Below are 24,784 nucleotides of genomic sequence, written 5' to 3'. Positions count from 1 at the left end.
TGCTGACACGCGAAGTGTTGTTTTAAAAAAAATGGAGTTGCCCTATATTAGCGCAACGCATTAACCCGGTTACAGGCCGTTTATCTCCATGAATGACATAGATACACTCATCAGCAATAACGCACTATGGTCAAAGATGCTGCTGGAGGAAGATTCCGGATTTTTTGAGAAACTGTCTCAGGCGCAGAAACCACGCTTTCTCTGGATTGGATGCTCCGACAGCCGCGTTCCCGCTGAACGTCTGACTGGCCTCGAACCGGGCGAACTCTTTGTTCACCGTAACGTCGCAAACCTGGTGATCCACACCGACCTGAACTGCCTGTCCGTGGTGCAGTACGCCATTGACGTGCTGGAAGTCGAACACATCATTATTTGCGGTCACTACGGCTGCGGCGGTGTACAGGCGGCGGTCGAGAACACCGAACTGGGTCTGATCGACAACTGGCTGCTGCACATTCGTGATATCTGGTTCAAACATAGCTCACTGCTGGGGCAAATGCCGCAGGAGCGTCGTCTGGATACCCTGTGTGAACTGAACGTGATGGAGCAGGTCTATAACCTCGGCCACTCCACTATTATGCGGTCTGCGTGGAAGCGCGGGCAGAAAGTGACGATCCACGGCTGGGCGTACGGCATCCACGATGGCCTGCTGCGCGATCTGGAAGTCACTGCCACCAACCGGGAAACCCTTGAGCAGCGCTACCGTCGCGGCGTCTCAAACCTGACCCAGAAGCACGATAATCATAAGTAAAAGCAAAACGGCAACGCAAGTTGCCGTTTTTAGTGTTTGCTCCCTCTCCCTGTGGGAGAGGGTCGGGGTGAGGGCATCAAGCCGCACCCAACTTACCTTACTCGTCCAGCAGCACCACTTTGCCGACATACGGCAGATGGCGATAACGCTGAGCGTAGTCAATGCCGTAGCCCACCACGAATTCGTCCGGAATCGAGAAGCCAACATACTCCACGGGAACCTGAACTTCACGGCGGGTCGGTTTGTCCAGCAGGGTACAAATCGCCAGCGATTTAGGTCCACGCAGGCTGAGAATTTCGCGCACCTTCGACAGGGTGTTGCCGGAGTCGATGATGTCTTCAACAATCAGAACATCTTTGCCGCGAATGTCTTCATCCAGGTCTTTAAGGATTTTCACATCACGAGTGGTCGACATACCGCTGCCATAGCTGGAGGCGGTCATAAAATCGACTTCATGGGAGACCTGCACTTCGCGGCAGAGATCGGCCATAAACATGAAGGAACCGCGTAACAGACCCACCAGCACCATCTCGCTGCCGCTGTCTTTATAGGCTTCGGTGATCTGACGACCGAGTTCGGCGATACGCGCTTTGATCTCCGCTTCCGGGATCATCACTTCAACAGTATGTTTCATTTTACTAACCGTATGTTTTTAGAACGAATTTCTCAATGCCGATGGATTCGCGTCCGGCATCGCTACATAAGCCCTGAAGTATACCAGCAAATGGATCCTCCTGGCGCATCCGTTCATAAAAGCCAGATTTGTGATTCCGATCACACTTGTTAAGTTCTATAATTAATTGCTATCAAAAAATTAACAAACTTAAAGAGTACTTTTTATGGCGGAAACAAAGGTTCAACACTCACGGTTACTCGTGAGGCTTACAGCGCTGTTCGCAGCCCTGTGCGGGCTCTACCTGTTAATAGGGGGAGTCTGGCTGGTGGCGATTGGCGGCTCCTGGTACTACCCGATTGCTGGCGTAGTGATGTTAGGCGTCACCCTGTTGTTATGGCGCAGTAAACAATCGGCACTGTGGCTTTATGCCGTCCTGCTGCTCGCTACGATGATCTGGGGCGTCTGGGAGGTCGGCTTCGACTTCTGGGCGCTGACCCCACGCAGCGATATTCTGGTCTTCTTCGGTATCTGGCTGATCCTGCCTTTCGTCTGGCGTCGTCTGATCGTGCGCTCCGGCGGGGCGGTTACCGCGCTGGTCGTGGCGCTGCTGATCAGCGGCGGGATCCTGACCTGGGCTGGTTTTAACGATCCGCAGGAAATCAAAGGCACGCTGAATGCCGATTCCACCCCGGCGGCGGCTATCTCCGACGTGGCAGATGGCGACTGGCCTGCCTACGGTCGTAACCAGGAAGGCCAACGTTACTCCCCGCTGAAGCAGATCAACGCGGACAACGTGAAAAACCTGAAAGAAGCCTGGGTATTCCGTACCGGCGATCTCAAGATGCCGAACGATCCGGGCGAGCTGACTAACGAAGTGACGCCGATTAAAGTGGGCAACATGCTCTACCTGTGTACGGCGCACCAGCGTCTGTTCGCGCTGGATGCAGCCACCGGTAAAGAGAAATGGCACTTCGATCCGCAGCTGAAAACCAATAACCAGTTCCAGCACGTAACCTGCCGTGGTGTCTCTTACCACGAAGCCCGTGCTGATAATGCCAGCCCGGAAGTGGTTGCCGACTGTCCGCGCCGCATCATGCTGCCGGTGAACGACGGTCGTCTGATTGCTCTCAACGCGGAAACCGGCAAGCTGTGCGAAACCTTTGCCAACAAAGGCGTACTGAATCTGCAGACCAACATGCCGGATCAAACTCCGGGTCTGTATGAGCCGACCTCACCGCCGATCATCACCGATAAAACCATCGTGATTGCCGGTTCAGTAACAGATAACTTCTCCACCCGCGAAACCTCCGGTGTGATCCGTGGTTTTGATGTTAACACCGGTAAGCTGCTGTGGGCCTTTGACCCGGGTGCGAAAGATCCAAACGCTATCCCGTCGGATGAGCACACCTTCACCTTCAACTCCCCGAACTCCTGGGCGCCTGCCGCCTATGACGCGAAGCTGGACCTGGTCTACCTGCCGATGGGCGTGACCACGCCGGATATCTGGGGTGGCAACCGCACGCCGGAACAGGAGCGTTATGCCAGCTCTGTGGTGGCACTGAATGCGACCACCGGGAAACTGGCGTGGAGCTATCAGACCGTTCACCACGATCTGTGGGATATGGATATGCCGTCCCAGCCGACGCTGGCTGACATCACCGTTAACGGCCAGACCGTACCGGTGATCTACGCCCCGGCGAAAACCGGTAATATCTTTGTGCTGGATCGTCGTAACGGTCAGCTGGTCGTGCCGGCACCGGAAAAACCGGTTCCACAGGGCGCAGCAAAAGGCGACTACGTCACCAAAACCCAGCCGTTCTCCGATCTGAGCTTCCGTCCGAAGAAAGATCTCAGCGGGGCAGACATGTGGGGCGCCACTATGTTTGACCAGCTGGTGTGTCGCGTGATGTTCCATCAGCTGCGCTATGAAGGTATCTTCACCCCGCCGTCCGAGCAGGGCACGCTGGTGTTCCCGGGTAACCTGGGGATGTTCGAATGGGGCGGTATCTCCGTGGATCCGAACCGTCAGGTGGCGATTGCTAACCCGATGGCCCTGCCGTTCGTTTCTAAGCTGATCCCACGCGGCCCTGGCAACCCGATGGAGCAGCCGAAAGACGCTCAGGGTACCGGTACTGAATCGGGTATTCAGCCACAGTACGGCGTGCCGTATGGCGTGACCCTGAATCCGTTCCTCTCTCCGTTTGGTCTGCCGTGTAAACAGCCTGCCTGGGGTTACATTTCCGCTCTGGATCTGAAAACCAATCAGGTGGTATGGAAAAAACGTATTGGTACGCCACAGGACAGCATGCCGTTCCCGATGCCGATCCCGGTGCCGTTCAATATGGGTATGCCGATGCTGGGTGGCCCGATCTCCACCGCCGGCAACGTGCTGTTCATTGGCGCGACTGCCGATAACTACCTGCGCGCATATAACATGAGCAACGGTGAGAAACTGTGGCAGGGTCGTCTGCCAGCCGGTGGACAAGCCACGCCAATGACCTATGAGGCCAATGGTAAGCAGTTTGTGGTGATCTCCGCGGGCGGTCACGGTTCGTTTGGCACGAAGATGGGCGACTATATTGTTGCCTACGCGTTGCCTGACGAGAAATAAAAGCAAAACGGCAACGAAAGTTGCCGTTTTTAGAACTGTAGGCCGGGTAAGGCGTAGCCGCCACCCGGCTTTTTTATACCGTGAAACCGAGCATCATCCCCGTATCTTCATGCTCTAACAGGTGGCAGTGCGCCATATAGGCATACTCTTTCGGCGCGTCGTGATCGAACTTCACTAATACCTCACTCACCCCACCCTCAACGCGAACCGTATCTTTCCAGCCCGCGCGATGCACCGCTGGCGCTTTACCGTTTTCCGCCAGGATGCGGAACTGCGTGCCGTGGATATGGAACGGGTGCAGCATCATGTCCCCCTCACCTGAGATCGTCCAGCGCTCATACTGCCCTTTCGCGGCGGCGAACTGCGGCGTGTGCATATCGAAAGCTTTACCGTTGATGCGATTGCCGTTACGGAAATCAAACCCATGCATGCTGTGATCCATCCCGCCCATCTTGCCGTGATCCATCTGGCCATGATCCATGCCCGCCATGGCCTGATGGCCGTACTTCTTCATTAAGGCCTGCATGCCCATCATGTCGAGCATCGGATCCATCGACAGCTGCAGTTTGCGCTGGGTCAGCCCCTCCAGTGATGGCAGCGCCGGCAGGGTGGTCAGCGTCTCTGGCAATGTGCCCGATGCGGTCACCAGCAGCGGCTGAATGCGCAAAACCGGCTGCGGCTTATCAAACGGTGCCACCGCCATCCCCATCTGGCTGACCGGCAGGGTCACCAGATCAAACGGCTTGCCGTCGCTGATATCCACCAGCACCTCAAAACGCTCGCCCATCAGCATCGGCAGCTCGGTCACTTTCACCGGCTCGGCCAGCAGACCGCCGTCGCTGGCAACTACGTACAGCGGGCGCTTATCGCTGGCGGCAAAGTTAAGCGAGCGGGCGTTACAGCCGTTGAGCAGACGCAGGCGCAGCCAGCCTTTCGGGGCATTGTGCTGCGGATAAATAGCGCCGTTGGTCAGCAGCGTATCGCCAAACCAGCCCACCGCGGCGCTCATCACATCCAGCTGGTAATCAATCTGTCCGTCGGCGGTGAATTTTTTGTCCTGCACGATCACCGGCACATCGTCGATGCCCCATTGCTTAGGCAGGCGCAGCAGGCGGCTTTCATCATCCTCAATCAGTACCAGCCCGGCGAGCCCCATCGCCACCTGATGCCCGGTTTTGCCGTGCTGATGGGGATGGAACCAGCAGGTGGCCGCCCGCTGATCCGGGGTAAAGGTCACTGTCCGCTGGCCACCGGGTTTAATGATGCCGTGCGGGCCACCGTCCACCTCGCCCGGTACCTCCAGACCGTGCCAGTGGACGGTGGTCTCTTCATTAAGGGTATTGTGGATATTGACGGTCAGCGCTTTTCCCTTGCGTAGCTGAATGGCCGGGCCCAGCAGATTGCCGTTGTAGCCCCAGGTGGTGGCGTTGTGCGGTCCAAAGGTGGTTTTGCCCGCCTGCACCACCAGCTTCACCTGATTACGCGCGTCGGGTGTGAGCAAATTGGGGATCGGCAGGACGGGACGCTCGGCCGCAAAAGCGGCGCGGCTCCACAGCGGTAAGGCACTGGCGACACCCAGTGCGGCAGAATATTTTAAAAAATCACGGCGTTGCATGTTCATCTCCTTATTCGCAGCATTCGATGTCATGAGCATAAACCCTCCCCCTGCCGGAAGGTCAAGAAAAGCGGAGATAATAAAGATCGTCGCACCGGCGGGAAGTGTGCTAACGTTGAATTTCCGTGACGTATTGGTAGAAGCAATGAAGACGTTTTTCCGAACAATCCTGTTCAGCACCCTGATGATAAGTTGCGCAAACAGCTATGCGCTGAGTGAAAATGAAGCCGAAGACATGGCGGATTTAACGGCGGTGTTTGTATTTCTGAAAAACGACTGTGGCTACCAGAATTTACCTAACGGTCAGATTCGTCGCGCGCTGGTCTTCTTTGCTCAACAGAACCAGTGGGATCTGAGCAACTACGACAGTTTCGATATGAAAACCCTCGGTGAAGACAGCTACCGCGATCTCAGCGGCATCGGCATTCCCACGGCAAAAAAATGTAAAGCCCTGGCTCGCGACTCGCTGAGCCTGCTCGCCTACGTTAAGTAACTCCCCTCCCGATGCCCGATTGCTGAATTGATGACCGTGCAACCACGGTCATTGTTAGCTATGATGTTTCGCCCGTTTTAACCGGGTGTTAACAAAGGAGGTATCATCCCATGGCCGAAAAGAAAATGTGGCATGAAACGCTGCATGACCAGTTTGGACAGTACTTTGCCATTGATAACGTGCTCTATCATGAGAAAACCGATCATCAGGATCTGATCATTTTCGAAAACGCGGCCTTTGGCCGGGTGATGGCGCTGGATGGCGTGGTGCAGACCACCGAGCGTGATGAATTCATTTATCACGAGATGATGACTCACGTCCCGCTGCTGGCCCACGGCAATGCGAAGCATGTGCTGATCATCGGCGGCGGCGACGGCGCCATGCTGCGTGAAGTGTCCCGCCATAAAAACGTTGAAAGCATCACCATGGTCGAGATCGACGCTGGCGTGGTCTCTTTCTGCCGCCAGTATCTGCCCAATCACAATGCCGGAAGTTACGACGATCCGCGCTTTACGTTGGTGATCGACGACGGCGTCAATTTTGTTAATCAGACGGCGCAGACTTTCGATGTGATCATCTCCGATTGCACCGATCCGATTGGGCCCGGCGAGAGCCTCTTTACCTCGGCGTTCTATGAAGGCTGCAAACGCTGCCTGAATACCGGCGGGGTCTTCGTCGCCCAGAACGGCGTCTGCTTCCTGCAGCAGGATGAGGCCCTCGACAGCCACCGTAAGCTGAGCCACTACTTTACCGACGTCAGCTTCTACCAGGCGGCGATCCCGACCTATTACGGCGGCGTAATGACCTTTGCCTGGGCGACGGACAATGATGCCCTGCGTCATCTCTCTACCGGCATCATTCAGGCGCGCTTCCAGCACGCGAATCTGACCTGCCGTTATTACAATCCGGCCGTCCATACTGCAGCCTTTGCCTTACCACAATATTTGCAGGATGCTCTGAGGGGGTGAATGAATTGAAAAAGCTAAAACTGCATGGCTTTAACAACCTGACCAAAAGCCTGAGTTTTTGTATTTACGATATCTGCTATGTGAAAACGGCGGAAGAGCGCGATGGTTATATCGCCTATATCGATGAACTCTATAACGCCAACCGACTGACCGAGATCCTGTCAGAAACCTGTTCCATCATCGGTGCCAATATCCTGAACATCGCCCGTCAGGATTATGAACCTCAGGGCGCCAGCGTCACCATTCTGGTCAGCGAAGAGCCTGTCGATCCGACGCTTATCGACCCTACCGAGCACCCCGGCCCGCTGCCGGAAGCGGTGGTGGCCCATCTCGATAAGAGCCATATCTGCGTCCATACCTACCCGGAGAGTCATCCGGAAGGCGGATTATGTACTTTCCGCGCCGATATTGAAGTGTCGACCTGCGGAGTCATCTCCCCTCTCAATGCGCTGAATTACCTGATTCATCAGCTTGAGTCCGACATCGTGACCATTGATTACCGCGTGCGCGGCTTTACCCGTGATATCAATGGTATGAAACACTTTATCGATCATGAAATTAACTCGATCCAGAGCTTTATGTCTGAGGACATGAAAGCGCTGTACGACATGATGGATGTGAACGTGTATCAGGAAAATATCTTCCATACCAAGATGCTGCTGAAGGAGTTCGACCTGAAGCACTACATGTTCCATACCCGGCCGGAAGATTTAAGCGAAGATGAGCGGAAGGTTATTACTGACCTGCTGTGGAAAGAGATGCGCGAAATTTACTACGGCCGCAACATTACGGCCGTATAAGGTGCGTCCGGAGCAGGGAGGCTCCGGATCTTACTTCTGTTTCATGAAATCACGGTAGGCCGCCACCACCTGCAGAAAATCCTCTACGCCGCACAGCGACAGGCTCTCTTCATCGTAGTAGTTCATCCCCTCTTCCATCTCGTCGCCGGAAAACTCCAGCTGATTGGCGCGAACCATGACCTCTTCGCCGTCCATCCACAGCGTGTATTCATGCCCGGTACGTTGCCAGGATCGTTCACTGCCTTTTACCGTGCGCGCAGCCTGTTCCACTTCATCGAGCAGGCTCAGGTTCTCTTTCACTTCCTCATTGAACCAGTGACCGACCACTTCGTGGCCCATCGACATGCGCACTTTCACCACGCCGGTAATATCACGCAGAAATTCGTAATCCATAGTATTTTCCTCTGCAAAGCCCTTACAGTAATTATCGCAGCAGCGAGGCAGAAAAAAAGCGGAACGCGTGGAAGGAATGAAAATAAAAAGGTGAGGGCAAGACCCTGCGGTCTGATGCCCTCACCCTGGCCCTCTCCCACAGGGAGAGGGAACAAACACTAATTATACTGCCGTCTGGAAGATAACCCCGTCAGCCTTCTCGGTGTACTGAGAGAGCTGGTCGAAGTTCAGATAGCGATAGGTATCCACCGCGGTCTTATCTACCTGGGCCACGAAGGTCTGGTACTCTTCCGGGGTTGGCAGCTTGCCAATCAGCGCCGCAACCGCCGCCAGCTCCGCAGAGGCCAGGTAGACGTTTGCACCGGTACCTAAACGGTTCGGGAAGTTACGGGTTGAGGTGGAGACCACCGTCGCACCGTCAGCCACGCGCGCCTGGTTACCCATACACAGGGAACAGCCAGGGATTTCGATACGCGCCCCGCTCTTACCAAAGATGCTGTAGTAACCTTCTTCCGTCAGCTGGGCCGCGTCCATACGGGTTGGCGGTGCCACCCACAGACGGGTCGGCAGCTGGCCTTTGTGGGTATCCAGCAGTTTACCGGCAGCGCGGAAGTGACCGATGTTGGTCATGCACGAACCGATAAACACTTCGTCAATCTGTTCGCCCTGAACGTCAGACAGAGGACGCGCGTCGTCCGGATCGTTCGGCGCACACAGGATTGGCTCTTTGATGTCGGCCAGATCGATGTCGATCACTGCCGCGTATTCTGCGTCAGCATCGGCTTCGAGCAGCTGTGGATCCGCCAGCCATTTCTCCATGCCCTGAATACGACGCTCCAGAGTACGACGATCGCCGTAGCCTTCAGCAATCATCCACTTCAGCAGCACGATGTTGGAGGTCAGGTACTCTTCGATTGGTGCCTGGTTCAGCTTGATGGTACAGCCGGCAGCGGAACGCTCAGCAGAGGCATCGGTCAGTTCAAACGCCTGCTCCACTTTCAGATCCGGCAGACCTTCGATCTCGAGGATGCGGCCAGAGAAGATGTTCTTCTTACCTTTCTTCTCAACGGTCAGCAGGCCCTGTTTGATCGCGTACAGCGGGATCGCATGCACGAGGTCACGCAGGGTGATACCCGGCTGCATTTTGCCTTTGAAACGCACCAGAACAGATTCCGGCATGTCCAGCGGCATCACGCCGGTCGCAGCGGCAAAGGCCACCAGACCAGAACCCGCCGGGAAGGAGATCCCAATCGGGAAACGGGTGTGAGAGTCACCACCGGTACCGACGGTATCCGGCAGCAGCATGCGGTTCAGCCAGGAGTGGATTACGCCATCGCCCGGACGCAGAGAGACACCGCCACGGTTCATGATGAAGTCTGGCAGGGTGTGGTGGGTAGTGACGTCAACCGGCTTCGGATAGGCCGCGGTGTGACAGAAGGACTGCATCACCAGGTCAGAGGAGAAGCCCAGGCACGCCAGGTCTTTCAGTTCGTCACGGGTCATAGGACCGGTGGTGTCCTGAGAGCCCACGGAGGTCATCTTCGGCTCGCAGTAGGCACCCGGACGGATACCGGCTACGCCGCAAGCGCGACCAACCATTTTCTGCGCCAGAGAGTAACCACGGTTGCTTTCGGCGACGTCTTTCGCCTGACGGAATACGTCGCTGTGCGGCAGACCCAGCGCTTCACGCGCTTTGGTGGTCAGGCCACGACCGATGATCAGCGGGATACGGCCACCGGCGCGCACTTCGTCGATCAGCACGTCGGTTTTCAGCTCGAAGGTCGCCAGCAGTTCGTTAGTTTCGTGGTTACGCACTTCACCTTTGAACGGGTAGACGTCAATCACGTCGCCCATGTTCAGGTTGTTCACGTCCACTTCAATTGGCAGAGCGCCGGCATCTTCCATGGTGTTGAAGAAGATAGGGGCAATTTTGCCGCCGAGGCACAGACCACCGCCGCGCTTGTTCGGCACATGTGGAATGTCATCGCCCATAAACCACAGCACGGAGTTGGTGGCGGATTTACGGGAAGAACCGGTACCGACCACGTCACCAACGTAAGCCAGCGGGAAACCTTTCTGTTGCAGGGCTTCGATCTGCTTGATCGGGCCGACGGCACCAGGCTGATCCGGCTCAATGCCTTCGCGGGCGTTTTTCAGCATCGCCAGGGCGTGCAGTGGGATATCCGGGCGTGACCAGGCATCCGGCGCCGGAGAGAGGTCATCGGTATTGGTTTCGCCGGTCACCTTGAAGACGGTGACGGTCATTTTTTCCGCCAGCGCAGGACGGCTCAGGAACCATTCGGCATCAGCCCAGGCCTGCATAACCTGCTTCGCGTAGCCATTGCCCGCTTTCGCTTTCTCTTCTACGTCGTAGAAGTTGTCGAACATCAGCAGCGTATGGGACAGGGCTTTAGCGGCAATCGGTGCCAGCGTGGCGCTGTCCAGCGCATCAATCAGCGGATGAATGTTATAACCACCCTGCATGGTGCCGAGCAGTTCAATCGCTTTTTCAGGGGTAACCAGTGGGGAGGTTGCTTCGCCTTTGGCAATCGCAGCAAGGAAACCGGCTTTAACGTAGGCGGCTTCATCGACGCCTGGCGGTACACGGTTGATCAACAGATCTAACAGGAATTCTTCTTCGCCTTTTGGCGGATTCTTCAGCAGCTCGACGAGCCCAGCCATCTGGGTAGCATCTAAGGGTTTCGGTACAATCCCCTCGGCGGCACGTTCTGCTACGTGCTTACGGTATTCTTCTAGCACGACGGTTCTCCTCGCTCTCATTGTCATATGCGGCCGGCGTTCTCTTCACGCTCCTGTGAGACAGCAGTTTGTAGGGTAAATGCCCGATACCGCGTCGGGCAGCATAGCAGGATTTTCAGACAGTGTTAATCCGTTTACAAAAAAGCAACATTAAATCGTTTGCTGAATCGTTAAGCATGGTATAGCGGCGAGGCGGGAAGAATTTTGGGCACAAAAAAACCGCTCTAAAGCGGTTATTTTGTTGCCTTGCGGTGGTAGCACACCGGGTTAGCAGATTTGTGGCAAAGTCCCAACGAAGCTGATTTTGCTCCCAAGTCTGCTCACTTGCAACTGGTTAGTTCACTTTTGCGCAGGCTTATCCAGTTTCAGATGAAACTGCATGTAATTATCTCTTCCTGCTATTGCGTTCCACATGAATCCGCTATTGTTTTTATCGGCCTGCTTCGCTGGTGTAGCAACCAGTCACCGGGTCCGGGAGCAGTTCCGTAACCTACGTGGCAAAGTCCCAATTTGCCTGGTTCTGCCTTTCCCGGTGAAGAATGAACCCGCGTAGCCTGCAAAGGAACGCTCGCAATGGAGATGCGATTCTATACGCTGATCGTTGTGATCGGTTTACTGCTGACGGCACTGCACGGTGGCTGGAGCATATCCGACATCACAGTGCTGTTTGTCATTAACCTCGGCAACTAGCTGCTGGCCGCTCGCAAGAGCGGCCATTTGAAACCCCAACGGATTTTGCGTCATCGGATATAATCTGTGTAATAAATGCTCACACTCTTTCTCCGGCCGGTCGGCACGGTTCCCTGTTTAAGTCAAAAAAGTAATACCCGGGTGCATATACTCGCGGCAACGTAAACGCCTTACGGCCTCGCTCTCGTCGGAGTCTTACTATGAAGTTGCCCCTTAAGCCACATCTGATTGCTCTCCTGTGTAGCGCCGGGCTGTTAGCCGCCTCGGGCGTTGTCTACGTGAATAGCCGCGCACCGGAAACCATCACTCAGCCTCCCCCACCCGTGCAGCCCGCTCCGGTCACCCAGACTGCGCCAGTGGCTGTGCCCCAGGTGCCGGTGGCCTACACCGCAGCGCAAATCGATCAATGGGTCGCCCCGATTGCGCTGTATCCGGACGCACTGCTGTCGCAAGTGTTGATGGCCGCCACCTATCCGGCGAACGTGATCCAGGCAGCCCAGTGGTCGCGGGACAATCCGAAGATGCAGGGAGATGCGGCGGTTCAGGCGGTCGCGGGGCAGCCCTGGGATCCGAGCGTAAAATCGCTGGTCGCCTTCCCGCAGCTGATGTCGCTGATGGGGGAAAACCCGCCGTGGGTGCAGAATCTCGGGGATGCGTTTCTCGCCCAGCCGAAGGATGTGATGGACTCCGTCCAGCGCTTGCGCCTGCTGGCGCAGCAAACCGGCGCGCTGCAGTCTACGCCGCAGCAGACGGTGACCACGGTGGCGAAAACCGAACCGCTAAAAGCCTCGACTTCAACCTCAACATCAGCTCCTGCCCCAACGGTGATCAAAATTGAATCCGCCGATCCGCAGGTGGTGTATGTCCCAACCTATAACCCCAGCACGGTTTATGGTACCTGGCCTAACACCAGTTATCCGCCGGTCTATCTGCCGCCGCCTCCGGGGGAGCAGTTCACCGACAGCCTGGTGAAAGGGCTGGGCTTCAGTCTCGGGGTGGCCACAACCTATGCCATCTTCAGCAATATCGACTGGGATGACGATGATGACTGGGATCATGACCATCATAACGGGGATCACCACGGCGGCTATTCGCGTAACGGTGATAACAACATCAATATCAACGTGGATAACTTCAATAAGATCAGCGGTGAACGACTGGATGCTAACCGCGGCTGGCAGCATAATCCGGCGTATCGCGGGGGCGTACCCTACGCCACCAGCCAGTTAAATACCCGCTACCCGCAGAACAACACCGCGGTGCGCCGGACCGCTAACACCAGCCCCACAACGCCGCCAGGGACCGTCAACCGCGACGCCCAGCGCCAGGCGGCAAGCCAGCAGTTGAACCAGCTCTCCCAGCGCAATAACTACCGGGGATACGACAACGAGCGCCCGAAAGCCACCAAACGGGAAAATAACGCCCAACGCAGCGCGACCCGTCAGGAAACTGCCCGTAAGGCACAACCGCAGCAGCGCACTGAGCAGACCCGGCAGCGCACCACGCAAACGCATCAGCGGGCCAACGCCCTCAGCGGCAACGACAGCCGCTCGGCCAGCTGGCAGGCCCAACAGCAGCGTGGGATGCAGAGCCGTCAGCAGTCGGCCCGTACCCCGGAACAGCGCAGCGGTGGCAGAGCCCAGATGTCTGAACGCCGGGGCGGCGGTGAACACCGTGAATTTCGTCATCGTTAAGGGAGAGGACAATGAAAAGTAAATTACTCAGCGGAATGATGTTGTTCATGGTATCGACCGGCGTCTTTGCCCAACAACATTTCAGCACGCCCGAACAGGCGACCGATGCGCTGGCGAAAGCCATCAACGAGCAGAACGACAAGGAACTGGTCAACCTGCTCGGCGAAGACTGGCGCACCTTCTTACCGGCCGACGGCGTTGACCCGGAAGCGGTGGATCGTTTTAAGCGTGACTGGCAGGTGAACCATCATACGGTGATCGACGGCGACATGGCCTGGCTCACCGTGGGGGAGTACCACTGGCAGCTGCCGATCCCGGTGGTGAAACGCGCCGAGGGGTGGCAGTTCGACATGCAGGAGGCCAAAGAGGAGATCCTCAACCGTGAAGTGGGTCGCAACGAGCTGGCCGCCATCGAGGCGCTGCACGCCTACGTCGATGCGCAGGAGAGCTATTACGCCCTCACCAGCCAGTATGCGCAGAAAATTGTCAGCAGCGAGGGTAAAAAAGATTGTCTCTACTGGCCGGTGAAACCCGGTGAAGCCCCCAGCCCGCTCGGCCCGGCCTTCAGCCCGAAAGAGCCGGGTCAGGGCTACCACGGCTACCACTTCCGCATCCTGCCGGACAGCAAATCAGGCTTTGCGATGATTGCCTGGCCAGTGAGTTACGGTGAAACCGGGGTGATGAGCTTTATGATCAACGGGGATGACCGGGTGTGGCAGGCCAATCTGGGTGAGGCGTCGGCGGAAGAAGCCAAAGCGCTGGCGGCGTTTAATCCGGGCGGTCGCTGGCAACTTGTGGCGCAGTAGGGTTTTGCAGGATAAAAAAAAGCGGCTCATGAGCCGCTTTTTTATTGCCGGAAGAAAATTACTTCTTCTTCGCTTTCGCGTTTGGCAGGTCGGTGATGCTGCCTTCAAACACTTCTGCCGCCAGGCCAACAGACTCGTGCAGAGTCGGGTGAGCGTGGATGGTCAGCGCGATGTCTTCAGCGTCACAGCCCATTTCGATCGCCAGACCGATCTCACCCAGCAGCTCGCCGCCGTTGGTGCCGACAATCGCACCACCGATCACACGGTGAGTCTCTTTGTCGAAGATCAGTTTGGTTACGCCATCTGCGCAATCAGAAGCGATAGCACGGCCAGAAGCAGCCCACGGGAAGGTGGCGGTTTCGTAGCTAATGCCTTTCTCTTTCGCTTCTTTCTCGGTCAGACCAACCCAGGCAACTTCTGGCTCAGTGTAGGCGATAGATGGGATTACTTTCGGATCGAAGTAGTGCTTCATGCCGGCGATAACTTCTGCGGCAACGTGACCTTCGTGAACACCTTTGTGTGCCAGCATTGGCTGACCGACGATATCGCCGATAGCAAAGATGTGCGGCACGTTGGTGCGCAGCTGCTTGTCAACGCGGATGAAGCCACGGTCGTCAACTTCCACGCCCGCTGCACCTGCATTGAGGTTTTTACCGTTCGGCACACGGCCGATCGCCACCAGCACGGCGTCATAACGCTGCGCTTCTGCAGGGGCTTTTTTGCCTTCCATGGAAACGTAAATACCGTCTTCTTTCGCTTCAACGGCAGTCACTTTGGTTTCCAGCATCAGGTTGAACTTCTTGCTGATGCGTTTGGTGAAGACTTTAACGATGTCTTTGTCCGCAGCCGGGATAACCTGGTCGAACATTTCAACCACGTCAATCTCTGAACCCAGCGCATGGTACACGGTGCCCATTTCCAGACCGATGATACCGCCACCCATAACCAGCAGGCGTTTTGGTACTTCTTTCAGTTCCAGCGCATCGGTGGAGTCCCACACGCGTGGATCTTCATGAGGAATGAACGGCAGTTCGATCGGACGGGAGCCCGCCGCGATGATCGCGTTGTCGAAGTTGATCACGGTTTTGCCGTTTTCGCCTTCCACTTCCAGGGTATTTGCCCCGGTAAATTTACCCAGACCGTTGACCACTTTCACTTTACGGCCTTTGGCCATACCAGCCAGACCACCGGTCAGTTGAGTGATAACTTTCTCTTTCCAGGTACGAATCTTGTCGATATCGGTTTTCGGCTCGCCGAAGACGATACCGTGATCGGCCAGCGCTTTGGCTTCTTCGATAACTTTTGCAACGTGCAGCAGCGCTTTAGAAGGGATACAGCCGACGTTCAGACAAACACCACCGAGGGTGTTGTAACGTTCTACGATGACGGTTTCCAGACCTAAATCCGCGGCACGGAATGCTGCGGAATAACCTGCCGGGCCTGCCCCAAGTACTACGACCTGAGTTTTGATTTCTGTGCTCATCATGACCTCTTAATTTATACCCGTCGTCCACCGGGTCGTTCTATCCGCTCGTATTTTACAAAATTGTTAACAATTTTGAAACAACAAACGGCTCACGAATTTTTGCTTTCGCCAATAAGCTCACGAACTGCATGAGATTATCAGAAAAAAGCCGGCCGTCAGGCCGGCTTTTCGATTACATCACCAGGCGGCGAATGTCGCTCAGGGTGTTGTTGATGATGGTAATGAAGCGGGCACCATCAGCACCGTCGATCACGCGGTGGTCGAAGGAGAGAGAAATCGGCATCATCAGACGCGGCATAAACTCTTTCCCGTTCCACACTGGCTCCATCGCGGACTTGGAGACACCGAGGATCGCCACTTCCGGCGCGTTCACAATCGGCGCGAAGTGGGTAGTACCCAGGCCGCCGATGCTGGAGATGGTGAAGCAACCGCCCTGCATTTCGCCAGCAGTCAGCTTACCGTCACGCGCTTTCTTAGAGATCACGGTCAGTTCGCGGGACAGCTCAGTGATGCTCTTCTTGTTCACGTCTTTAAAGACCGGAACAACCAGACCATTTGGCGTATCAACCGCAACACCGATGTTGATGTATTTCTTCAGCGTCAGCTTCTGGCCATCTTCGGACAGGGAGCTGTTGAAACGTGGCATCTGCTCCAGAGCAGCGGCAACGGCTTTCATGATGAAGACAACCGGGGTGAATTTCACATCCAGTTTACGCTTCTCAGCTTCGGCGTTCTGCTGTTTACGGAACGCTTCCAGATCGGTGATATCAGTTTTGTCGAAGTGGGTAACGTGCGGGATCATCACCCAGTTACGGCTCAGGTTAGCACCAGAGATCTTCTGGATACGGCCCAGTTCCACTTCTTCGATTTCACCAAACTTGCTGAAGTCGACTTTCGGCCATGGCAGCATGCCCGGGATACCGCCACCGGTGGCAGCAGCAGGTGCCGCTTCAGCACGCTTAACCGCGTCTTTCACGTAAGCCTGAACGTCTTCGCGCAGGATACGGCCTTTACGACCGGTGCCTTTCACTTTCGCCAGGTTCACACCGAATTCGCGCGCCAGGCGACGAATCAGCGGAGTCGCGTGGACGTAAGCGTCGTTTTCAGCGAACTCAGATTTGCCTTCTGCTTTCGCAGCAGGGGCTGCAGCAGGTTTAGCTGCCTGAGCCGGTGCAGCAGCAGGTGCCGGAGCGGCCGCCGCAGGGGCTGCAGCAGGCGCAGCGCCTTCCACTTCGAAGACCATGATCAGGGAGCCGGTAGACACTTTGTCGCCGGTGCTGATTTTGATCTCTTTAACGGTACCGGCGAACGGCGCAGGGACTTCCATAGAAGCCTTGTCGCCTTCAACGGTGATCAGTGACTGTTCAGCAGCAACTTTGTCGCCCACTTTAACCATCACTTCGGTCACTTCAACTTCGTCGCCACCGATGTCCGGGACGTTAACGTCTTTCGCACCGCCAGCCGCTGCTGGGGCAGCAGCCTGTGCCGGAGCAGCAGCCTGAGCTGGCGCGGCAGCAGGTGCTGCACCTGCCACTTCGAAGACCATGATCAGGGAGCCGGTAGACACTTTGTCACCGGTGTTGATCTTGATCTCTTTAACGGTACCTGCGAACGGCGCCGGGACTTCCATAGAGGCTTTGTCGCCTTCTACGGTGATCAGCGACTGTTCAGCGGCAACGGTGTCGCCCACTTTGACCAGGATCTCGGTAACTTCAACTTCGTCACCGCCGATGTCAGGCACGTTCACTTCTTTCGCTGCCGCGGCAGCTGCTGGAGCAGCGGCGGCCGGAGCGGCTTCTTTCTTCTCTTCCTGCGCAGGTGCAGCAGCTGCTGCACCGTCGGCGGAATCGAAAATCATGATCAGTTTGCCAGTCTCGGTTTTATCGCCAACAGAGACTTTGATCTCTTTAACGATGCCAGCCTGAGGAGACGGGACTTCCATAGAGGCTTTGTCGCCTTCTACGGTGATCAGCGACTGTTCAGCTTCAACTTTGTCGCCCACTTTGACCAGGATCTCGGTGATTTCAACTTCATCAGCCCCGATGTCCGGTACATTGATTTCGATAGCCATTATTCTTTTACCTCTTACGCCAGACGCGGGTTAACTTTTTCTGCATCGATGTTGAATTTGGTAATTGCGTCTGCAACCACTTTCTTATCGATTTCGCCACGTTTAGCCAGTTCGCCCAGTGCTGCTACAACCACGTAAGAAGCATCAACTTCGAAGTGGTGACGCAGGTTTTCGCGGCTGTCAGAACGACCGAAGCCGTCAGTACCCAGAACGCGATAATCATCAGCTGGTACGTAAGTACGAACCTGCTCAGCGAACAGTTTCATATAGTCAGTAGAAGCGACCGCTGGCGCGTCGTTCATCACCTGAGCGATGTACGGAACGCGTGGAGTTTCCAGCGGGTGTAGCATGTTCCAGCGCTCACAATCCTGGCCATCACGTGCCAGTTCGGTGAAGGAGGTCACGCTGTAAACGTCAGAACCTACGCCGTAGTCGTTCGCCAGGATCTGCGCTGCTTCACGAACGTGACGCAGGATAGAGCCGGAGCCCAGCAGCTGAACTTTACCTTTGCTACCTGCAACGGTTTCGAGTTTGTAGATACCTTTACGGATACCTTCCTCGGCACCTTCCGGCATCGCCGGCATGTGGTAGTTTTCGTTCAGAGTGGTGATGTAGTAGTAAATGTTCTCTTGCGCTTCACCGTACATACGGGTCAGGCCATCATGCATGATGACTGCCACTTCGTACGCGTAAGACGGGTCGTAAGAGATACAGTTAGGGATAGTCAGAGACTGAATGTGGCTGTGACCATCTTCGTGCTGCAGACCTTCACCGTTCAGGGTCGTACGACCGGAAGTACCACCTACCAGGAAGCCGCGAGCCTGTTGGTCGCCAGCCTGCCAGCACAGGTCACCGATACGCTGGAAACCGAACATGGAGTAGTAGATGTAGAACGGGATCATCGGCAGGTTGTTGGTGCTGTAAGAGGTCGCAGCAGCCAGCCAGGATGCGCCTGCGCCCAGCTCGTTAATACCTTCCTGCAGAATCTGGCCTTTCTCGTCTTCTTTATAGTATGCAACCTGCTCGCGGTCCTGCGGGGTGTACTGCTGACCGTTCGGGCTGTAGATACCGATCTGACGGAACAGACCTTCCATACCAAAGGTACGCGCTTCGTCAGCAATGATTGGAACCAGACGATCTTTGATCGACTTGTTCTTCAGCATCACGTTCAGGGCACGCACGAAGGCGATAGTGGTGGAGATCTCTTTGTTCTGCTCTTCCAGCAGCTGAGAGAAGTCTTCCAGCGCTGGCAGTTCCAGTTTCTCAGTGAAGTTCACCTGACGGGACGGCAGGTAGCCGTTCAGTTTCTGACGCTGCGCGTGCAGATAGGTGTGCTCTTCAGAACCTTCCGGGAAGGTGATGTAGGAGAGGTTTTCAACCTGCTCGTCTGTCACTGGAACGTTGAAACGGTCGCGGATATAACGCACGCCGTCCATGTTCATTTTCTTCACCTGGTGCGCGATGTTTTTACCTTCGGCAGTATCACCCATGCCATAACCTTTAACGGTATGCGCCAGGATTACAGTTGCTTTGCCTTTGGTGTCCTGCGCTTTTTTCAGTGCAGCGTAGACTTTCTTCGGATCGTGACCACCACGGTTCAGGGCCCAGATCTGATCGTCAGTCCAGTCTGCAACCAGGGCTGCAGTCTCAGGGTATTTACCGAAGAAGTGCTCACGTACGTAGGCACCGTCTTTGGATTTGAAGGTCTGGTAGTCGCCGTCAACGGTTTCCTGCATCAGCTGGAGCAGTTTACCGCTGGTGTCTTTACGCAGCAGCTCATCCCAACGACCACCCCACATGACTTTAATCACGTTCCAGCCAGCACCTGCGAAGATGCCTTCCAGTTCGTTGATGATCTTGCCGTTACCGGTTACCGGACCATCCAGACGCTGCAGGTTACAGTTGATGATGAAGCACAGGTTGTCCAGCTTCTCACGGGTAGCGATGGTGATCGCACCTTTAGATTCTGGCTCATCCATCTCGCCGTCGCCCAGGAAGGCGTAAACGGTCTGCTGGGAGGTGTCTTTCAGACCACGGTGTTCCAGATATTTCAGGAACTTAGCCTGGTAGATCGCACCGATTGGACCCAGGCCCATGGATACGGTCGGGAACTGCCAGAATTCTGGCATCAGTTTCGGGTGCGGATAAGAAGAGAGGCCTTTACCGTGAACTTCCTGACGGAAGTTGTTCATCTGCTCTTCAGTCAGACGACCTTCCAGGAACGCACGTGCGTACACGCCCGGAGAGATGTGGCCCTGGAAGTACACCAGGTCGCCGCCGTCTTTCTCGGTGCGCGCGCGGAAGAAGTGGTTAAAGCACACTTCATAAACGGTTGCAGAAGACTGGAAGGAAGCCATGTGGCCGCCCAGCTCCAGATCTTTTTTGGACGCGCGCAGAACGGTCATGATGGCGTTCCAGCGAATTGCAGAACGGATGCGGCGTTCCAGATCCAGATTGCCCGGGTATTCCGGTTCGTCTTCGACGGCAATCGTGTTTACGTAGTTGTTAGCCCCTGCACCTGCAGCTACTTTCACGCCACCTTTGCGGGCTTCAGAAAGCATCTGTTCAATCAGATACTGAGCGCGCTCAACACCTTCTTCACGGATGACCGATTCGATCGCCTGTTGCCAGTCGCGAGTTTCGATCGGATCCACGTCATTTTGGAGACGTTCTGACATGGGGGTATTCCTTATCTATCTAATACGTTGATTTGTCTGGAACCTGTCCCATTGTATTTTCGCCAGAAAACACAATAAGACAGGTTCTGCGTTTAGTTGCCGCGCTCTAAAAAACTGGCGCTTAATCCTTTCGTTGCTGTATGCGGCGCAGTGAACGTTCTCGACGACTCTGTTCACGGCTGCGGTCCAGCAAGATTTCCTCAATGAAAGCCAGGTGACGGTGCGACGCTTCACGCGCCTGCTCCGGCTCCCCGGCCATTATCGCCTCGAATACACGAGTGCGATGGTTGCTGACCAGCGGGAGCATCTCCCGACGGGCATACAACAATTCAAAATTCTGACGAACGTTTTGGGCAAGCATTGGCTCCATGCAGCGTAGCAGATGGAGGAGCACCACGTTGTGGGCTGCTTCAGTGACGGCAATTTGATACTGGACGACGGCGTCGGACTCGGCGTCGAGATCGCCGGACTGTTGGGCCCGTTCAATGGCCTGATGGAGTTCGCGAATGCGTTCACGATCTTCATCGTTGCTGCGCAGCGCCGCGTAGTAAGCCGCGATGCCTTCAAGCGCGTGACGGGTCTCAAGCAGATCGAACTGGGATTCTGGGTGGTCGGAGAGCAGCTCCACTAACGGGTCGCTGAAGCTCTGCCACAGGCTGTTTTGCACAAAGGTTCCGCCACCCTGGCGACGAAGCAGCAGGCCCTTGGCTTCGAGACGTTGGATCGCCTCACGCAGCGAGGGACGGGAAACGTCGAACTGTTTAGCCAGTTCGCGTTCAGGTGGTAGTTTTTCACCGGGGCGCAGGGTCCCCTCCAGGATCAAAAACTCCAGCTGCTGCTCAATCACATCGGATAATTTTGGTTGGCGAATTTTGCTGTAGGCCATATTCCCTGTCTTACGCCTTTTTGCCCGGAGTCAATTGGTCTTACCAATTTCATATTCGTATCGCTAAAGTAACAAAGTATTCACCTTCTGTCCATATTGGTTTTGACCGAAATCAGTAAACCCTGCTTATTTTAACAACCTTACAGAAATAACGTTTCAAAAATGTAACTCTGCACAAATGAAATGATTACTCCTAAAGAGGCAGTTTTAACGTTATCGAAACGATGAAAAGTGCGATCTGAACCGATTTAGCGGAGTAAAAAATGAAAAACTGCCCACTTATGGAGCATTTTTATTCTATAGGTTGATGAAGGGACGCAAACGGAACGATTTACAAATGCTTTCTTTTTATTCGAACTCGCTTTCTCCACGCATAAAGCAGGTGCATTCGCCGTCGCTTAACACTATTCTTCCGATTACGGAAGACACATCCGGTTATTTCAGCCAATTGAACCGTAAACTAATAAATACATGAAATGGAATTTCATAATTACACACGCCTGAGCGTGAACATAACAACCACACACGAGGTTTCATAATGGATGGTCAACAGCACGGCGATCAGCTGAAACGCGGCCTTAAAAACCGCCATATTCAGCTTATCGCGCTCGGGGGCGCTATCGGTACTGGCCTGTTTCTGGGCAGCGCATCGGTTATTCAGTCTGCCGGTCCGGGTATTATTCTGGGTTACGCCATTGCCGGTTTTATTGCCTTTCTGATTATGCGTCAGCTCGGTGAAATGGTGGTCGAAGAGCCGGTCGCCGGTTCTTTCAGCCATTTTGCCTATAAATACTGGGGCAGCTTTGCCGGCTTCGCCTCTGGCTGGAACTACTGGGTGCTGTATGTGCTGGTGGCGATGGCGGAACTGACCGCAGTTGGTAAATACGTCCAGTTCTGGTGGCCTGAGATCCCGACCTGGGTCTCCGCGGCAGTCTTTTTCGTGGTGATCAACGCCATTAACCTGACCAACGTGAAAGTGTTCGGTGAGATGGAGTTCTGGTTCGCCATTATTAAAGTTATCGCAGTTGTGGCGATGATCCTGTTCGGCGGCTGGCTGCTGTTCAGCGGGAACGGCGGCCCACAGGCAAGCGTAAGCAACCTCTGGGATCAGGGCGGCTTCCTGCCACATGGCATGACCGGGCTGGTGATGATGATGGCAATCATTATGTTCTCCTTTGGTGGTCTGGAGCTGGTGGGTATTACCGCCGCTGAAGCCGACAACCCGGAGCAGAGCATCCCGAAAGCCACCAACCAGGTGATCTACCGCATCTTGATCTTCTATGTGGGCTCGCTGGCGGTGCTGCTCTCCCTGCTGCCATGGACCCGCGTTACCGCGGACACCAGCCCGTTCGTGCTGATCTTCCACGAGCTGGGCGACACCTTCGTGGCCAACGCCCTGAACGTAGTGGTACTGACCGCGGCGCTGTCGGTGTACAACAGCTGCGTTTACTGCAACAGCCGTATGCTGTTCGGCCTGGCTCAGCAGGGTAACGCCCCGAAAGCGCTGCTCAATGTCGATAAGCGTGGCGTACCGGTTAACACCATTATTGTGTCGGCGGTTGTGACGGCACTGTGCGTGCTGATCAACTACCTGGCCCCGGACTCTGCCTTCGGTCTGCTGATGGCGCTGGTGGTCTCCGCCCTGGTGATCAACTGGGCGATGATCAGCCTGGCGCACATGAAGTTCCGTCGTGCGAAACAGCAGCAGGGCGTAAAAACGCGCTTCCCTGCCCTGCTCTACCCGCTGGGTAACTGGGTTTGCCTGATCTTTATGGCCGCGGTACTGGTTATCATGCTGATGACGCCGGGCATGGCGATCTCGGTCTACCTGATCCCGGTCTGGATTGTGATCCTCGGGGTCGGCTATATGTTTAAAGAAAAAAATGCCAAAGCAGTAAAAGTACATTAATGCCCTTCCCCTCTGCGTCCCCCGGACGCAGAGGGTTGTTACCTTCCTCACACTTTCCCGTCTACAGCCATTTTATCCATATCACCGACGTTATACTGCAACGCATATTTTGCTTCGGCAGCGAATAATTCTCTCCATACCGAACTCGGAGAATCGTCGATGGATAACAATAAACTTTCAGTAAAAGAAAAGATCGGCTATGGAATGGGGGATGCCGGATGCAACATCATCTTTGGCGCCATCATGCTGTTTGTGAACTATTTTTATACGGATATTTTCGGTCTGGCCCCGGCGCTGGTGGGGGTGCTGCTGCTCTCCGTGCGCGTCATTGATGCCATTACCGACCCGATTATGGGTGCCATTGCCGATCGTACCCGCAGTAAGTATGGGCGATTTCGTCCATGGCTGTTATGGATCGCCTTCCCCTATGCGCTGTTCAGTATTCTCATGTTCACCACCCCGGACTGGACCTACAACAGCAAAGTTATCTATGCCTTTGTTACCTACTTCCTGCTCTCTCTGACCTATACGGCGATCAATATCCCCTACTGCTCGCTGGGTGGTGTGATCACTAACGATCCCAAAGAGCGCGTGGCCTGTCAGTCCTACCGCTTCGTGATGGTCGGTATCGCCACGCTGCTGCTGTCGCTGACGCTGCTGCCGATGGCTGACTGGTTCGGCGGCGAAGACAAAGCCAAAGGCTACCAGATGGCGATGACCGTGCTGGCGCTGATTGGTACCTGCATGTTCCTGTTCAGCTTCTCTACCGTGCGCGAGCGCGTGCGCCCGGCAGTGCAAACCCATGACGAGCTGAAAAACGATCTCAAAGACGTGTGGAAGAACGACCAGTGGGTACGCATTCTGCTCCTGACCCTGTGCAACGTCTGCCCGGGCTTTATCCGCATGGCGGCAACCATGTACTACGTTACCTGGGTTATGGGCCAGAGCACTCACTTCGCCACCCTGTTTATCAGCCTGGGCGTGGTGGGCATGATGCTTGGCAGCGTGCTGGCAAAAGTGCTGACCGACCGCTGGTGTAAGCTGAAGGTCTTCTTCTGGACTAACATCGTGCTGGCGATCTTCTCCACCGCCTTCTACTTCTTCGATCCGAAAGCCACCGTGACCATTGTGGTGCTCTACTTCCTGCTGAACATCCTTCACCAGATCCCGTCGCCGCTGCACTGGTCGCTGATGGCCGACGTGGACGACTATGGCGAGTGGAAAACCGGTAAGCGCATCACCGGGATCAGCTTCTCCGGCAACATCTTCTTCCTCAAGCTGGGCCTGGCAATTGCCGGGGCGATGGTGGGCTTCCTGCTCTCCTGGTACGGTTATGATGCGGGTGCTAAAGCGCAAAGCGCGGACGCCATCAACGGCATCGTGCTGCTGTTTACCGTCATCCCTGGCGTCGGGTATCTCGTTACCGCTGGCGTGGTCCGTCTGCTGAAAGTCGATCGCGAAACCATGAAGCAGATTCAGGAAGACCTGGAAAAACGCCGGAACAACTATCGCGAGCTGAATGATTTTCAGGAACTCAAAGCCGCTGAGACTAAATAA

At 55.4% G+C, this 24,784-nt stretch carries 17 protein-coding genes; 9 read left to right on the top strand and 8 right to left on the bottom strand.

Annotation, left to right across the window (positions count from 1 at the left end):
* The first annotated feature begins 88 nt into the window (after positions 1–88).
* Positions 89–751, top strand: a complete 663-nt coding sequence (can, locus tag SOM40_RS03845; protein WP_106994271.1) for a carbonate dehydratase — start codon at positions 89–91, stop codon at positions 749–751.
* 97 nt (positions 752–848) lie between these two features.
* Here the strand turns inward: can and hpt are convergent, their stop codons facing one another.
* Positions 849–1,385 (bottom strand): hypoxanthine phosphoribosyltransferase, encoded by a 537-nt coding sequence (gene hpt, locus SOM40_RS03840; protein ID WP_106994270.1) that lies wholly within the window; start codon positions 1,383–1,385, stop codon positions 849–851.
* 205 nt (positions 1,386–1,590) lie between these two features.
* Between hpt and SOM40_RS03835 the strand changes: the two genes are divergently transcribed.
* Positions 1,591–3,978 (top strand): glucose/quinate/shikimate family membrane-bound PQQ-dependent dehydrogenase, encoded by a 2,388-nt coding sequence (locus SOM40_RS03835; RefSeq protein WP_320529990.1) that lies wholly within the window; start codon positions 1,591–1,593, stop codon positions 3,976–3,978.
* 73 nt (positions 3,979–4,051) lie between these two features.
* On the opposite strand, the gene cueO is transcribed toward SOM40_RS03835, so the two are convergent.
* Positions 4,052–5,593: a multicopper oxidase CueO gene (gene cueO, locus SOM40_RS03830; RefSeq protein ID WP_261644777.1), complete on the bottom strand. Its 1,542-nt coding sequence runs from the start codon at positions 5,591–5,593 to the stop codon at positions 4,052–4,054.
* 145 nt (positions 5,594–5,738) lie between these two features.
* On the opposite strand from cueO, the gene SOM40_RS03825 reads away from it, so the two are divergent.
* The 3 genes from SOM40_RS03825 to speD all read left to right on the top strand — a co-directional run bounded on the left by SOM40_RS03825 (position 5,739) and on the right by speD (position 7,854).
* On the top strand, positions 5,739–6,086 hold the full coding sequence (locus SOM40_RS03825; protein WP_103178301.1) for a YacC family pilotin-like protein: 348 nt from the start codon (positions 5,739–5,741) through the stop codon (positions 6,084–6,086).
* A gap of 110 nt (positions 6,087–6,196) precedes the next feature.
* Positions 6,197–7,054 (top strand): polyamine aminopropyltransferase, encoded by an 858-nt coding sequence (gene speE / locus SOM40_RS03820; RefSeq protein ID WP_261644776.1) that lies wholly within the window; start codon positions 6,197–6,199, stop codon positions 7,052–7,054.
* 5 nt (positions 7,055–7,059) lie between these two features.
* On the top strand, positions 7,060–7,854 hold the full coding sequence (speD, locus tag SOM40_RS03815) for an adenosylmethionine decarboxylase (protein WP_106994329.1): 795 nt from the start codon (positions 7,060–7,062) through the stop codon (positions 7,852–7,854).
* Between the two features lie 30 nt (positions 7,855–7,884).
* On the opposite strand, the gene yacL is transcribed toward speD, so the two are convergent.
* Positions 7,885–8,247 carry a protein YacL gene (gene yacL, locus SOM40_RS03810; protein ID WP_106994266.1) on the bottom strand — a complete coding sequence of 121 codons (363 nt, stop codon included), beginning with the start codon at positions 8,245–8,247 and terminating at the stop codon, positions 7,885–7,887.
* Between the two features lie 162 nt (positions 8,248–8,409).
* Entirely contained in the window at positions 8,410–11,007 is a 2,598-nt protein-coding gene (gene acnB / locus SOM40_RS03805) for a bifunctional aconitate hydratase 2/2-methylisocitrate dehydratase (protein ID WP_320529989.1), read from the bottom strand.
* 890 nt (positions 11,008–11,897) lie between these two features.
* Here acnB and SOM40_RS03800 point away from each other — a divergent pair.
* The gene (locus SOM40_RS03800; protein ID WP_320529988.1) at positions 11,898–13,391 is read left to right on the top strand and encodes a DUF3300 domain-containing protein; all 1,494 of its coding nucleotides are present in this window, start codon (positions 11,898–11,900) and stop codon (positions 13,389–13,391) included.
* Positions 13,392–13,402: 11 nt separating this feature from the next.
* Complete coding sequence (locus tag SOM40_RS03795; protein WP_320529987.1) at positions 13,403–14,197, top strand: DUF2950 family protein; 795 nt, start codon at positions 13,403–13,405, stop codon at positions 14,195–14,197.
* A gap of 58 nt (positions 14,198–14,255) precedes the next feature.
* Here the strand turns inward: SOM40_RS03795 and lpdA are convergent, their stop codons facing one another.
* From lpdA to pdhR, 4 genes are all read right to left on the bottom strand, one after another.
* On the bottom strand, positions 14,256–15,680 hold the full coding sequence (gene lpdA / locus SOM40_RS03790) for a dihydrolipoyl dehydrogenase (RefSeq protein ID WP_106994262.1): 1,425 nt from the start codon (positions 15,678–15,680) through the stop codon (positions 14,256–14,258).
* Between the two features lie 175 nt (positions 15,681–15,855).
* Entirely contained in the window at positions 15,856–17,754 is a 1,899-nt protein-coding gene (gene aceF / locus SOM40_RS03785) for a pyruvate dehydrogenase complex dihydrolipoyllysine-residue acetyltransferase (protein WP_166181609.1), read from the bottom strand.
* A 14-nt stretch (positions 17,755–17,768) separates the two neighbouring features.
* A complete protein-coding gene (gene aceE / locus SOM40_RS03780) occupies positions 17,769–20,432 on the bottom strand; it encodes a pyruvate dehydrogenase (acetyl-transferring), homodimeric type (RefSeq protein WP_225759570.1) in 2,664 nt (887 codons plus the stop codon).
* A gap of 121 nt (positions 20,433–20,553) precedes the next feature.
* The gene (gene pdhR, locus SOM40_RS03775; protein ID WP_103947083.1) at positions 20,554–21,318 is read right to left on the bottom strand and encodes a pyruvate dehydrogenase complex transcriptional repressor PdhR; all 765 of its coding nucleotides are present in this window, start codon (positions 21,316–21,318) and stop codon (positions 20,554–20,556) included.
* Positions 21,319–21,856: 538 nt separating this feature from the next.
* Here pdhR and aroP point away from each other — a divergent pair.
* Both aroP and SOM40_RS03765 read left to right on the top strand, forming a co-directional pair.
* Positions 21,857–23,227 carry an aromatic amino acid transporter AroP gene (aroP, locus tag SOM40_RS03770; RefSeq protein ID WP_320529986.1) on the top strand — a complete coding sequence of 457 codons (1,371 nt, stop codon included), beginning with the start codon at positions 21,857–21,859 and terminating at the stop codon, positions 23,225–23,227.
* Positions 23,228–23,386: 159 nt separating this feature from the next.
* Positions 23,387–24,784 carry a glycoside-pentoside-hexuronide (GPH):cation symporter gene (locus SOM40_RS03765; RefSeq protein WP_106994258.1) on the top strand — a complete coding sequence of 466 codons (1,398 nt, stop codon included), beginning with the start codon at positions 23,387–23,389 and terminating at the stop codon, positions 24,782–24,784.

The organism is Leclercia sp. CFBP8987 (assembly GCF_034044995.2).
GTDB classification, from domain to species: domain Bacteria; phylum Pseudomonadota; class Gammaproteobacteria; order Enterobacterales; family Enterobacteriaceae; genus Enterobacter; species Enterobacter tamurae.
The sequence above is the reverse complement of the archived record's forward strand: the minus strand, read 5'-3'. Positions and strand labels throughout refer to the sequence as shown.